This window comes from Mucilaginibacter sp. P2_A4, assembly GCF_056405015.1.
In genome coordinates this window covers 97,753-111,681 of record NZ_JBFUCX010000012.1, presented here as the reverse complement: position 1 = coordinate 111,681, position 13,929 = coordinate 97,753, and the positions used below count along the sequence as shown (strand labels likewise).

Annotated in this window: 11 protein-coding genes; 7 read left to right on the top strand and 4 right to left on the bottom strand. The window is 40.6% G+C overall.

Translation table 11 applies throughout. The features are described 5' to 3' along the window. Nucleotides 1–201 precede the first annotated feature (201 nt). A complete protein-coding gene (locus tag AC1DYB_RS21375; protein ID WP_477437834.1) occupies nucleotides 202–1,683 on the top strand; it encodes a glycoside hydrolase family 130 protein in 1,482 nt (493 codons plus the stop codon). Between the two features lie 383 nt (nucleotides 1,684–2,066). Continuing rightward, nucleotides 2,067–2,471 carry a hypothetical protein gene (locus AC1DYB_RS21370; RefSeq protein ID WP_295720937.1) on the top strand — a complete coding sequence of 135 codons (405 nt, stop codon included), beginning with the start codon at nucleotides 2,067–2,069 and terminating at the stop codon, nucleotides 2,469–2,471. Nucleotides 2,472–2,559: 88 nt separating this feature from the next. On the opposite strand, the gene AC1DYB_RS21365 is transcribed toward AC1DYB_RS21370, so the two are convergent. Together AC1DYB_RS21365 and AC1DYB_RS21360 are read right to left on the bottom strand one after the other, a co-directional pair. Then, nucleotides 2,560–3,603 (bottom strand): glycosyltransferase family 4 protein, encoded by a 1,044-nt coding sequence (locus AC1DYB_RS21365; protein WP_477437832.1) that lies wholly within the window; start codon nucleotides 3,601–3,603, stop codon nucleotides 2,560–2,562. Then, nucleotides 3,604–5,880: a glycosyltransferase family 4 protein gene (locus tag AC1DYB_RS21360; protein WP_477437830.1), complete on the bottom strand. Its 2,277-nt coding sequence runs from the start codon at nucleotides 5,878–5,880 to the stop codon at nucleotides 3,604–3,606. A 501-nt stretch (nucleotides 5,881–6,381) separates the two neighbouring features. Here AC1DYB_RS21360 and AC1DYB_RS21355 point away from each other — a divergent pair. After that, nucleotides 6,382–7,047: a hypothetical protein gene (locus AC1DYB_RS21355; protein WP_477437828.1), complete on the top strand. Its 666-nt coding sequence runs from the start codon at nucleotides 6,382–6,384 to the stop codon at nucleotides 7,045–7,047. Here AC1DYB_RS21355 and AC1DYB_RS21350 read toward each other — a convergent pair whose 3' ends face one another. Next, nucleotides 7,048–7,713 carry a phosphatase PAP2 family protein gene (locus AC1DYB_RS21350; RefSeq protein ID WP_477437826.1) on the bottom strand — a complete coding sequence of 222 codons (666 nt, stop codon included), beginning with the start codon at nucleotides 7,711–7,713 and terminating at the stop codon, nucleotides 7,048–7,050. A gap of 80 nt (nucleotides 7,714–7,793) precedes the next feature. Between AC1DYB_RS21350 and AC1DYB_RS21345 the strand changes: the two genes are divergently transcribed. Together AC1DYB_RS21345 and AC1DYB_RS21340 are read left to right on the top strand one after the other, a co-directional pair. Next, complete coding sequence (locus tag AC1DYB_RS21345; RefSeq protein ID WP_477397206.1) at nucleotides 7,794–9,725, top strand: amino acid permease; 1,932 nt, start codon at nucleotides 7,794–7,796, stop codon at nucleotides 9,723–9,725. Between the two features lie 14 nt (nucleotides 9,726–9,739). After that, nucleotides 9,740–10,147 (top strand): DUF5655 domain-containing protein, encoded by a 408-nt coding sequence (locus tag AC1DYB_RS21340; protein WP_477437824.1) that lies wholly within the window; start codon nucleotides 9,740–9,742, stop codon nucleotides 10,145–10,147. 335 nt (nucleotides 10,148–10,482) lie between these two features. Here the strand turns inward: AC1DYB_RS21340 and AC1DYB_RS21335 are convergent, their stop codons facing one another. Then, the gene (locus AC1DYB_RS21335) at nucleotides 10,483–12,432 is read right to left on the bottom strand and encodes a KUP/HAK/KT family potassium transporter (protein WP_477397208.1); all 1,950 of its coding nucleotides are present in this window, start codon (nucleotides 12,430–12,432) and stop codon (nucleotides 10,483–10,485) included. A 195-nt stretch (nucleotides 12,433–12,627) separates the two neighbouring features. On the opposite strand from AC1DYB_RS21335, the gene AC1DYB_RS21330 reads away from it, so the two are divergent. Together AC1DYB_RS21330 and AC1DYB_RS21325 are read left to right on the top strand one after the other, a co-directional pair. Further along, nucleotides 12,628–13,164: a T9SS type A sorting domain-containing protein gene (locus tag AC1DYB_RS21330; RefSeq protein WP_477437822.1), complete on the top strand. Its 537-nt coding sequence runs from the start codon at nucleotides 12,628–12,630 to the stop codon at nucleotides 13,162–13,164. Between the two features lie 153 nt (nucleotides 13,165–13,317). Beyond that, nucleotides 13,318–13,929, top strand: coding sequence for a fumarylacetoacetate hydrolase family protein (locus AC1DYB_RS21325; RefSeq protein ID WP_295720928.1), 612 nt, complete (start codon nucleotides 13,318–13,320; stop codon nucleotides 13,927–13,929).

Below are 13,929 nucleotides of genomic sequence, written 5' to 3'. Positions count from 1 at the left end.
GTGAACGAGCTGAAAAAAGGGCTTTTTATATAATGGAACAATAGGAACAGGCTGTTATATTTCCTGATGTTGATTCTTTATTCATGGTTTTTATAATAAATATATGTTTTAATTGTTAATCAACTTAACTAAAAGGTTTATAAAATTACCCAAATCAATTTTGGCCAAATACTGTTACCAAATAAATACTATCTTTTTTATATGAGACTTTCCATTCAACGCAAACCCATAAGAGTTAACCCAGACCCCAAACGTGTTATTGCAAGATTCTTTTTCAATGGGAACGATCGTGCTATAGAAGTAATAGAACGCGTGATGGACATCAGCGAGGAAATTGCCTTTGGTATTGTATCTCCGCTGTTACAGGAGTACTCCAAACGCCATCGCAATATAACCAGGGTTTTAAACCGGCATTGCAGTAAACTAAAGCCGCTGTTTGTAGAACTAAATATTGATTATGATACACTTACCGTTAATCGTAAACTACTTATCGGTTCCTATTTTACTCATGAATATTCTATTGAGTCGGCGGCATTCTTTAATCCATCCATTGTTGAAGATCCGGATCAGACCGAATTGGAAGACGGCCAGCGTAGGGTGATCATCAGTTTCAGGGCCGTAGGCGAGGGGCATATTTCATCTATCACGTTTCGCCGTGGATTAATTGATAAATTTAATAATATTACCATTTTACCAGCAGGTAATTACATTGACGAGGCCGAAATTGTACGTAACGCCGTTTACAATAAAAAGCTATTTTTTGATAAGGCTGTTATAACCCAAATAAACATTGATGTATTACATGAGCTGGAAGGCAAGCTGGATCATCATTTTGAATATGCCAACCTGCGCCGCATCATCCTTGATTCGCAAAAATTACAGGAAAACGATATGAAAAAACTGGAGTACGATAAAGTACTTTGGCTGGCCGACTCGTATTATGAGATTGTTTTTTCACTTGATACCGATATTTCTGATAGGGTAATATTCCCGATATCAGAGTATGAACGTAAAGGTATTGAGGATGCCCGCTTTGTTCAGTTCACTAATGATGATGGCAGCTCTGTTTACTATGCCACTTATACGGCCTATGATGGTTCGCTTATTATGCCAAAGCTGTTGCAAACTACCGATTTTTATAATTTTAAAATAATGCCCTTATATGGAGCCGGCGCGCAAAATAAAAACCTTGCGCTGTTCCCCCGTAAAATAAATGGAAAATTTGCAATGATATCCCGCATTGATGGGTGTAACAACTACATCATGTACTCCGATAAGATCAACATATGGGAAAAGCCGATCCTTCTGCAGCAACCCAAATTTACCTGGGAATTTATCCAGATAGGTAATTGTGGGTCGCCTATCGAAACTAAGGATGGCTGGTTGGTAATTACCCATGGCGTAGGCCCTATGCGCCGCTATGTACTGGGGGCAAGTTTATTAAAGCTGGATGATCCGGAAATAGAGGTAGGGCGGTTAAGTGAACCACTCCTGATCCCCAATAGCGATGAACGCGAGGGTTATGTACCTAATGTGTTATATTCCTGTGGCGCTATTGTTCATAACGGTATGCTGATTATTCCATATGGGGTATCAGATTCATCAACCGCTTTTGCCGAGGTATGCCTGGACGACTTATTAACCAAGTTAAAGGAGGATAAAAGCGAAGAAACTGCTTCCTGATAAGCTGTTCTATTGGTCTTTCGCTAATTAACAGCTCAAAATGAAAGGTTCATTAAGGCATGATGGCAGGGTATTATTATTCACCGTTTGCTGTTGATTATGTAAAGTTTATTACGTAAATTGATTCATAATATAACGACTCGTTTAATATAGGACAGGTGACCTAAATTATAAGCGTGTCAATCAAACCTTTACTACTGATTTTCAACCCTAATTTGAAGAAAACGTGCAACATAATCTAAAAAGGCAAGTTATTTAACGCTCTGTTGTAAAATAAGCATTTGGCATATCCATTGATATAATAACTAATACAACAGGGCAAACATATTTTATTAGTCATGTGAGTGTTATAGTTTATTATATGGTAAAAAATTTATAAAACAATGGATCATTTCAGAGAAATTAAAAACAGTTTAACCTGGCACAACGAGGGCAAATTCGAGGTTGAGCTGATTAATGGCATCATCACCAAACTTAATTTTTGCGAGCCCGGGAAAGGTCCCGATGATGTGGGCAAGTGCCTTACTTCCACCAACTATAAGTATTTGCAGTCGGTATATTCATGTCTCGGCGACTTGTTTGTATTTATTGAGGAAGAAAACAAGAGATTGGGTTACAGTTATGCCCAGGCAAGCGAAGTATTGCAACGCCAGCCAGAACAAACTACCGAAAACGCTTACCCTTTACTTGGTGAAACCAAAATTCGGCCGTTAAGTGATTATAATCATCAGCCGGAATCAACAGAATCTTCAGGAGAAAGCGGGGAGTTAATAAGAGACGTGGGATAGTAAGCTTAATCCATGTAGCTTAATGTGAGGCCTTTAAAGTATTGTGCTTTAAAGCATAATACTCCTATGCCCATAACTTTACCATTCATTATGCAAGCCTCCAGCTTTGGCTTTTGGGAGTTTGTTTTATACCCAAAATTTTCTGGTACAAATTCAAATAATCGCCCACCATCTTATCGCATGAAAATTGGGAATTTGCCCAATTATAACAGTCGATACGATTTATCTCGCTCAGCCTGCTTACTGCTTCAACCGCCTCATCAACTGTATTTACTAAAAAGCCTGTTTGCGCATTTTTAATTAGCTCCGGCATTGCGCCCTTATTAAATGCAATTACCGGGGTACCGCAAAGCATGGCCTCGGCCACACTCATTCCGAATGGTTCATTAAAGCTAATAGGGTGTAACAGGGCGGCAGCATTGCCTAAAAGAGCTTTGCGCTTAGCTGGTCCGGCATGACCAATGTATTCCACTTCATCTGATAAAAAAGGTTCAATTTTTTCCCGGTAATAGTTCTCATCCTGTATGATGCCGGCAATAAGCAGTTTGCGTTTGCTTTTTTTTGCAATGCTAATTGCTTCGGCAGTCCCCTTATCTGGATGGATGCGGCCAAAGTAAAGCAGGTAATCACCAGGCTTTTCAAAAAATTCAAAATCTCTGGTATCCAGTCCGTTGTAAACGGTGGCCAGGTAACTCAACTCAGGGCTGCGGTCGGCATTGCTGATGGACACATAGTGGCCTATAGGATTGTACTTTTTGTAAACCGGGATTATCCGGGGCGATGAAAAGCCATGTATCGTAGTGATCATGGGTGTTTTTATCAAGCCCGAATAGGTAAGGGGCAAAAAATCAAAATTGTTGTGAATAATATCAAATTCGGCAGCCTTTTCCATCAGGTTACTAATGTGCAGGCATTCCAACACCTTTGCGTCCTGGCTTCTATCTTCCTCATAACCGGTTGTACAAACCGACTCCAGCCTGCCGGCAGTTATGGAGTCGCCGGTGGCAAAAAGAGTTACCTCTATGCCCAGCTTTATCAAACCTTCGGCAATATTTGACGCAATTTGCTCCCAGGGTCCATAATGCCGAGGTGGTGTACGCCAGGCTACCGGGGCTAAAACGGCTACCTTCATTTAGCAGATCTCCATTTTTTGCCCGTATTTGTTGTATTCGTATTCCAGCTCAAAGGCTTTCAATACAGTTAAATGCGAAATCAGGTAAGCCAGTGTACTTTCGGCGCCTTGGTTGCGGTTAATGCCATTTGGTAATAAACCATCGCAACAGCCCTTGGTTTCATGATCATACAACGGGGCTCGCAGCGTGTTTTCGCCAAGGAACCACTTATAGCTCAGGAACATTTTCTCTATATATTGCGGTACCCTGAATATCTGGTAAGCCTGGAAATGCATCAGCACCATAGCCATAGTTTCAATAGCCTGCTGATCAAAAGTAGGGAAGGTGCCACCACGGTAATACCAGCCATCATTACCAACCGGGCTTAAATATCCATTGGATAGTGTTAGTTTATCCAAAAAAGCCATAGTTGCAAGGGCTATTCTTTTTGCGTCCTCGTTGCCTGTAATTTCGCAGGAGTGCAGCAATGCCAGTGGAAGAATGGCATTATCATAGGTCATTTTCTCTTCAAACCATTGCCAGTCTTCAGATTGTGTATTTTCAAAGGCATCTATTAAAGGTTGGGTAAGATCGGCAAGTATTTTCACCATGCCTTCATCAGAAGGATAAACCTGCAGGTACAAGCTTATACCAATTATGGTATTTGCCATCCCCCTTAAATGTTTTAAGGCTGCAAAATGCGGTATTGATTTATGAAAGATCTCTAAAGCAAACTCGCGGTATGAGTTGCTCGCCGCGCAACCTATTAAATGGCCTAATGACCAAATGGTACGGCCAAAGGAATCCTCAGACCCAACCTCATCCAGGTAACGCCTGTCAAAACTCAGAAAATTGCGAAAATTTCCATCGTCTGTCTGCATATAGTGGATATAACTTAGGTATATAGGCAGCAGTTCAAATGCTTCTGTACTTTTATTGCGTTGGTATGCCATGAGCGCCATGATAAGGGCCCGGGCATTGTCGTCAAGGCAATAACCTTCTTTTAAATTGGGTATACCGTATTTGGCATGTTGCACTATACCTGTATCGTCCGTCAGGCGCAGCACATGGGTTAAACTAAACGTAGGTAATATCTCGGGGTCAACAATGCTGTTTTTTAATATCTTGTCGCTGAAATCATATTTTGAGATTGATTCCTGTGCCACTTTAATAAATTCGGCGCCAATTACAGGCCAGCGCAGGTGCAGGCCATATTGATAGGCATTTTCCTTTAATTCGTTTAAAATACGGTCCTGGTCCAATAATTCAATTATTGTATCGGCTAAGGCTTCGGAGTTTTTGAAATCGAAAAGCCTTCCACGGTTATTTGCCAAAAGTTCGGTTGCATGCCAGTAGGGGGTTGATACTACCGCGGCCCCTGCGCCAACGGCGTATGATAAAGTTCCGCTGGTGATCTGTGCTTCATTCAGGTATGGGGTCACATATATTTCACAGGCAGTAAGGTAGCTTACCAATTCTTCCTCGGCTACAAATTTATTGATAAATGCCAGGTTTTTTGATACGCCCAACTGCACTGCCAATGATTTCAGGTGATCGCGATATTCCTCGCCCGAGTTTTTGATTACGCCAGGGTGTGTATTCCCTAATACTACGTACATCACATCCGGATGCTTTTCTACAATTTTTGGCAAGGCTTTAACAACGGTTTCTAAACCTTTATTGCGGCTTAGCAAACCAAATGTTAACATAACCCGGTGGTTTTTAAATACCGAAAGGCTTTTTATCGGATTTTCTTTGGGGGCTTCTACATCTGGTACGCCATGCTCAATTATCTGTATCTTTTCGGCTGGTATCTCATATATAGTAGTTAAAAACTCCACAGCCCGCTGGCTCATCACAATAATTTTTGATGATTGCTCAGCAATTTCACGGATGATGATCCGCTGAACATAGCTGGGGTCTTTTAGTATGGTATGTAATATGGAAATCAGGGGCTTCTCCAACCGGTTGATCAATGGCAAGATATAAATACCGCTTTCGCCGCCGTAAATACCAAATTCATGCTCCATAATGCATACATCTGCGCTGCTGGTATTGATGTAGCTGGCTGCCCTGATGTAATCCTTTTGGTGATTTTGGCGTATAACATATTTTACCTCCTCCGGATACTCATATTCCTGTATGTTTTCAGAATCATTCAGGGCAACAACAAAGCCTCCCTGTAATAATGATTTTCTTTCAGGAAAATTAGCGCTGATAGCATTCATTAAATTGTTATTAAACGTAGCTAAACCGCATTCGCGTGGGGGGTAAGTTGATATATATGCTATTTTCATAATTAGATGGAAGTGTTAAAAACGGTGGCTGTAATAATTAAACAACAATTTTTTATCTATTGTTTAACTGGTGACTATAAAAAAGTTCATTAGTGCGCTGCATTGTACGAAAAGTAATCCCTGGAACTCATTTTTTATAGTTATATGGATAATTGCATAAACCGTACCATTTTAATTAATACAAAAAATTATAAGGTATTATTTAAGAAAAGTAACTTAAAAGTTACGAAAGAAAGGTGTAGCGTTATCACTACAGGACATGATTTGGCCAGGCAGCCTAATTGCAGCACGCGACCACAGGCATGGCCAATATAGAACGGAATGGATTTTGGTAATGGATGAATTACTTACAAATATGCTCGTCCTAATTGTAAAAGTTGCCAAAAAAAATGCATCCGTAGGCAGTTGTACATGTCTGATTATCAAATTCATAATAAATAAAAAAAGTAACCAACGAATTAATTTTTAAAACCAATTGTTCTTTTTAAAGTTAGTTTAAGTATGAAAAAGACAATTTTAAGTTTAAGCCTAATACTGTTTTCCACTTTAGGTTTTAGCCAGATACTCAAGCCGGTAAAGATAGATAGTCTTGTTACCGTTTCATTACCCGCTAACTTTACTAAGAAAGATACCTTAGGTCAGCAAATTTATCAGGGTACAGCTTCTATGGGATATATAGTTGTTATACGTGCGGAAAACGCGGCAAACAACAAACCCTTAAATAAAGAAAAAGACCTTAAAAAGGTATTTCAAAAATTTGCGGATGGGATCCAGAAACAATCACGTAATGGCAGCATCATGAACCCACGCGATACCACTATTGGTAAACTTGAAGCCAGGGTATTTACGCTGAGAGTTGATAACAGCAACTCCACAGGCGAAGCACCGCAATTAAGGCAGTTTATCCTGCTGTACACCCAGGAAGCTACCTATACGCTGGAGTATTTTTACCCCGAAGCCAGGGCCGAACTTGCCAGGGCCGAGCTAAAAGCGTTTACAAGTTCCATAAAACTTGCACCCGATTTAAAACGTAATGATCAGTATATTTCAAATGCCAAGGGTTTATCAACGCCTGTAAAAATAGCTTTATATGGGGGTGCTCCACTTATAATTATTATTGTGCTGATGGCTATGCGCAGGAAGAAAAGACTGGAAGCCGAGGCTTAATTATTTAAAAAGAGTTCCGTATAGGCCCTTGTTCCACTTATCGGTATGGATAAATTGTTTACTATCCAGCCAGGTTAACCAAAACACGGTAACCATTACACCGATAACGGAACCGGCAATAACATCTTCAAAAAAGTGTTGGGTAAGGTACATTCTTGAATAGCCAACCAACATAGCAATTAATAAGGCTGGGACACCCCAGCCTTTATTTTTGCATAAATATGTAATTACCAGCGCGGCCGAAAAAGCGCTTGTTGTATGACCCGAGGGGAAACTGTTGAAACTGAGTATATAAATTCCTTTAACTGTGTGTACATGGCTCCACTGACTTTCAAAATAAAGCATTGGCCTGGGGGCGTCAACAATGTATTTTAATACCTGGGCCACCAACGATGTTACCAGGTAACTTGATGCTAATAAGAGGAATTTGCGGTAGCTGAATAAAAGCATGATCAATGATAGGGTGATCGCTGTAAGGCCATCTCCTAAGTCGGTCATGTAGGGTTCAATATAATCTGCCCAGGGGCTATTCCATCCATTAACTGCAAAGAAAACTTCCTGCCGGGTGTATAATAGTTTGATAACCAAACAAGCGCAAAGAAACAGCAGGTAGAGTATAAAAAACGGCCTGATCCTGTATAAAACATCTTTTATCCCTATCTTCATGGTGCAAAATAAGCATATACTTATTCAATGCAAAAAAATGATTATGTTTGGAATTGGGTTACACTAATTACTTTAATTAAATGTCGAAAAGTATATTTCGTAAAAAATCTGTTGCCAAAATATTACATGATGTTGAATGCGGTTTCAGCGACAGCGAACACCCTGGTACCGCCTCCTCCCAATTAAAAAAAGAACTTAACGTTAAAGATCTAACCCTCATGGGTATAGCCGCCGTAGTTGGCGCTGGTATTTTTAGTACTATAGGCGAGGCCTCTTTTCATGGCGGCCCCGCGGTATCTCTTTTATTTGTAGTAACTGCCATCACCTGCGGGTTTTCGGCCCTATGTTATGCCGAGTTTGCTTCCCGCATACCAGTTGCCGGTAGTGCTTATACTTACGCTTACGCGTCATTTGGTGAATTAATTGCCTGGATAATTGGCTGGGATCTTTTAATGGAATATGCCATTGGTAACATTGCCGTTGCCATATCCTGGAGCGAGTATTTTGTAAACTTGCTGGAGGGTTTCAATATTCACCTGCCCAAATACCTTACCATGGATTATGTGTCGGCCTTAAGGGGGCACGACGCTGTGTTGGCTGCCGGAAGTAATCTGGCTGATATTAGCGATAGGGTAAAAGGCGCCGCCATGGCCTGGGATAATGCGCCCGGTATAGACGGATTTAAACTGATTGCCAATCTGCCTGCGTTAGGAATCGTATTTATTATCACCTACCTGGTTTATATCGGCATCCGCGAAACCAAGAAGGCAACGAATGCCATGGTGATCCTAAAAATTGTGATCGTTATCGCGGTTATCGTTGTGGGCTTTTTTTACGTAACACCGGCTAACTGGCATCCATTTATGCCAAACGGTTTTGGAGGCGTTATGAAAGGAGTTTCGGGTGTGTTTTTTGCTTATATAGGTTTTGATGCCATATCAACCACAGCCGAGGAATGTGAACAGCCCCAGCGGGATCTGCCCCGAGGTATGATCTATTCGCTTATTATCTGTACGGTTTTATATATCCTGATAGCCCTTGTACTTACCGGTATGGTAAGCTATAAAGAACTGCAGGTTGGCGATCCGCTTGCTTTTGTATTTGCTAAAGTGGGCTTACATAAGGTTAGTTACATTATATCTATAAGTGCCGTAATTGCCACCGCAAGCGTTTTGTTGATATTTCAGCTGGGCCAGCCACGTATCTGGATGAGTATGAGTAGGGATGGCTTGCTTCCCAAGGCATTTTCACGTATTCACCCTAAGTTTCAAACACCGGCTTTTGCAACTGTTGTAACCGGTTTCGTAGTTGCTGTACCAGCGCTGTTTATGAACCTTACCGAGGTTACCGATTTGACCAGCATAGGTACCCTTTTTGCATTTGTATTGGTTTGCGGTGGGGTATTGCTATTGCCACGCGAGGCTGCGGTTAAGGGCAAATTCCATTTACCGTATGTTAACAGCAAGTTTATAGTTCCGTTGATAACCATTATCATATTTGGTTCGCTTTTTTACTTAAAACCCGCTCCGCAGGTAGAAATGATGCAGTTTAAAAAACTAAGGGAAAAACCGGCAATTATCGAGAGCCTGGATGCTGCCGATAAATCCGCTTTGTTTGTTACCTGTAATATGCTTTATGGGAAACAAAGTATTGACGGTAAGGCTGACGAAACAAAGTATTTTAAAAATCTGGAAGAAGATAAATTTAACACTGCCTTAAGGATTACCCCTATCAGCGAGGCTAAAAAGTATCATTTAGGATTAGATGGATTTTTATATAATTTCCCTAACTACCTGTTCTTTATACTCATTATTATAATTAGTGTTTATAGCTTCTTAAAAAACTTCTCGCTGATACCCGTTTTAGGGCTTATGAGCTGTTTTTACCTGATGACCGAACTTGGATATACCAACTGGTTACGGTTCCTGGTATGGCTGGTAATAGGCCTGGTAATATATTTCAGCTACAGCTACAGGAACAGTGTATTAGGCAGGGAGGTTGAAACAGCTTAGATAATTAGATAACCATGTGGACCTGCCCCATTTGCAAGCGGGAATTTACTGCCATGAACCAGGTGCACTCCTGCAGAGAGCGTAACCTGGGCGATTTTTTACGGGGTAAATCAGCACATACAGTTGAATTGTTTGATCACCTGGTAAATGAATACCTGCAAATGGCGCCCATTAAGGTTTACCCAACCAAAAGCATGATCGCTTTGGGGCTACGCACAAATTTTGCCTATGTAACTCAGTTAGGTAAAAATTTTATTGATGTAGTATTCCCGTTTAAAGAGATCTATGCAGATAATCTATGCTTCACTAAAATAAAAACCGTGCCCGGCACTAATGATCATAACCATTATTTCAGAATGTATTTTAAAGAAGATATTAATGAAGAGGTGAGGGGATATATGAGGAAGGCTTTGGAGGGATAATCTCACGTTCCAAAGGCCACTGTATGAATACATCTTGTTAATAAAAGAAAATTGTCATTTCGACGAACAGCGGGTGGCACGAGCATTGGGGTGAGGAGAAATCTTATATAAGCGACAAGCGAACATGCAGGTTGTATAAGATTTCTCCTCACCCCTTTTCTTTTTCCCCACGCCTGTTCGTCGAAATGACAACATCTTTTAATACAAAATAGGGGGGGGATAAAAAGATGTGCCTACATAGTAGCTCTAAAGGCGATGTGTTCCCACAAAGCCTATAAAACAAAAAGACCTCAGATAATCTAAGGTCTTTTTGTTTTATAGGGGTTTATGTGCGGCTAATTCACTCTGTGTATTTCAATAGCCTCCGGTATTGACAACATCAGTGGAACTTTTTCAACCGTTACAAAGCTAAGGTCGAGGCCAAAACCGCGTTCTTCTGATAAACTAACCTTTTTGAGGTATACATAAAAATCCATTATAAAACGCTCATATAACGATAGGCTATGCGAGCGGGAAAATACCTTTTCAATCACCACAAACCTAAAGTCGCCCACTATTTTGTGTTTATTTAGTGATTTATAGTGACTGGTAATATCTACCTCGCCTTTTTTAACCAAGTCTTCAACCACTTTTCTAAACAACAGGTTTATCTGCTGCTCAACCCGGAAACCTAATTTAAAGTCGATACGGATAAGTTTGTTTGGCACTAAAAAGTCAACTTCGTACTCACGTTTGTAAGGCTCATCAACCACATCAACGTGAACCAGCCAGTATACATCTGCGCGTTTAGGCTGCTTCTGTAGTATGGAGTAAACAATTTTCGATTCAATTTCTGAGTTGAAATTGGCACTGGTTAAATAAACCAGTTGCGATGCGTATTTAGGTACGCTTTCGTCTGCACTTAGTTCATTAATAATGTTGTAATAATCATCAATACCTACAAACTTAACGTAACGGTTCCTGATTTTGCGGGCAGTATGCCATGTCCACATCACCGTGAATAATACAAACCCTATTGATAAAGTGAACCAGCCACCATGTAAAAACTTAACCAGGTTACCGGTAAGAAACGTACCCTCAATAACCAGGTAAACCGCTAAAAACGTATTGATGATATAGGAAGGTACTTTTTTGCGTTTCAGGAATTTAGATACCAGAATGGTGGTCATGAGCATGGCTACCGTGATACTTAAACCGTAAGCCGCCTCCATTTTATCTGAGTGACGAAATATCAGTACCACACCCAAACATCCGGCCCAAAGCAGCCAGTTAACACTGGGTACATACAATTGCCCCTTTTGCTCTGATGGATAATTGATACGTACTTTTGGCCAAAGGTTAAGCCTTACAGCCTCGGCAATAAGCGTAAACGATCCCGAAATTAACGCCTGGCTGGCAATAATAGCCGCAACGGTAGCTATACCAATACCGAATATCAGGAACCACTCGGGCATAATTTTATAAAAGGGGTTATTGGTATTCAGGTCCATTACGGTGCCATTTCTTTGCAGCAACCAAACCGCCTGCCCCAGGTAGTTAAGAATTAAACAGGCTTTAACATATATCCAGCTTATACGGATGTTTTGTTTACCGCAGTGCCCCAGATCTGAGTATAAAGCCTCGGCTCCTGTAGTACACAAAAATACCGCTCCTAAAATGATAAAGGCGTTATGACTGCCGGCAGAACTTAACAGCTCATACGCATAATACGGATTTAATGCCCTGACAATACCCGGTGAGTGAACAATATAACTGATCCCTAAAACCCCCATCATGGTAAACCAGATGAACATAATAGGTCCAAAAGCCTTACCAACCAGTGATGTACCAAATTGCTGTATAATAAACAGCCCGGTAATAATGGCCATTACAATTTTTACAGTAGGTAATTGTGGGTAGTAAGTTTGTAAACCCTCAATTGCCGATGATATGGTAATAGGAGGGGTAATGATGCCATCGGCAAGCAGGGCGCAACCACCAACAACGGCAGGTACAATAAGCCATTTTGCTTTACGGCGAACGAGTGAGAATAGGGAGAAGATACCACCCTCACCCTTATTATCGGCACGTAGCGTAATCACCACGTATTTCAGCGTGGTTTGCAGCGTTAACGTCCAGAAAATGAGTGAGACTCCTCCAAGTATTAATGTTTCGGAAATTTGGTTTGTACCAACAATGGCTTTGAATACGTATAATGGGGAGGTACCAATATCACCGTAAATTATTCCTAAACTGATGAGAAGGCCAGCGGCCGACAGTTTTTGCAGATCTTTATGGTTCGACACTATTTTGATTTTGTGAAGTCGCAAAAATATTAATTTTTTCCATTAAACTTAAATTATCATTAAACGTATAAGTAAATTACGAGTCAAAACCGTAAAAACAGCCCTTATTGTTAAATTTTGTTAAAAAGTTTTACAAAAACGTCATTTTTCTACGTCGTGAGGGCATTATTTATACTTTTGTAGGGAAACTTAATAATGAGGCGAAAAACTACTTACTCTTTTATTTACACACATGCATGGCTTGTATTAGTTGCGATGGCAATTTTTATGAATTTTGCGTTTGCAGCAAGAGTTACGCCCGATAAACTAACTGGCACTAAACAGGCTAAAGGTGATACTACCTATCATGTAACTAAAGCAAAAGGCGGTAAACCTTCCTATTTAAAAAATGGGCTTCACCTGGCGCTGCCACCTTTAAAACCAGCTGTAACATCAAGTGCAAAAGTAAGTGTATCGCGCCCCGATGATAAGTTGCTTAATGACGTACAGTTGTACCCCAACCCGGTTACCGATCAGATTAACCTGAAATATTCGGTTAGTCGCAACTCCAACGTAACGGTTAAAATAATGGATGTGTTGGGGAATGATATAACCACCGTATTTAACCAGCGGGTTGAGGTTGGTGATCACAATATCAGCTACTCCATAAACAACAAACTTAGTCGCGGCTTTTATTTTGTACGCGTAGTAGCCGGTACCGAATCGGTTATTAAAAGGATCTCTGTATTATAACATCCGCACTTTAAGTGCCTATAGGGCTTAGAAAAAAATTAAGCTCCATTTTTATCAAAGGCCGGGTATTTCACCCCAACATCTACACTTTAAAGCTTACGTGTATGCCAAACCCATCTATTTTTTTAGCTTTGGCGTTTATAGCATTCCCTTATGAAGATAATTGCCATTGGCCGCAACTATGCTGAACATGCCAAAGAATTAAATAACCCGGTGCCAACCGTTCCGGTTATTTTTATGAAACCGGATACTGCCATTTTAAAAGATAACAAGCCTTTTTATCACCCCGATTTTTCGGAAGATATCCACCACGAGATTGAGATAGTTCTTAAAGTGAGTAAGGAAGGCAAACATATTGGTGAAAAATTTGCCGGCAGTTATTATGAAGAAATTGGGTTGGGTATTGATTTTACCGCCCGTGATATCCAAAACCGCCATAAAGAAAAAGGGTTACCCTGGGAACTGGCTAAGGCGTTTGATGGTTCGGCGCCAATCAGTGCTTTTGTGCCAAAAACAAAGTTTGCCAATATTTATGATATCAACTTTAAGCTGGATGTGAGCGGCGAAACCCGCCAGGAAGGTAATACAGGTAATTTGCTTTTCTCTTTTGAAAGCATCATAGCCTTTGTATCCAAATATGTTACACTTAAAAAAGGCGATCTGATATTTACGGGCACCCCTGCAGGGGTATCAAAGGTAAAAGTAGGCGATAGGCTGGAAGGCTATCTGGAAGGTGAGAAAATGCTTGACTTTTACGTAAAATAA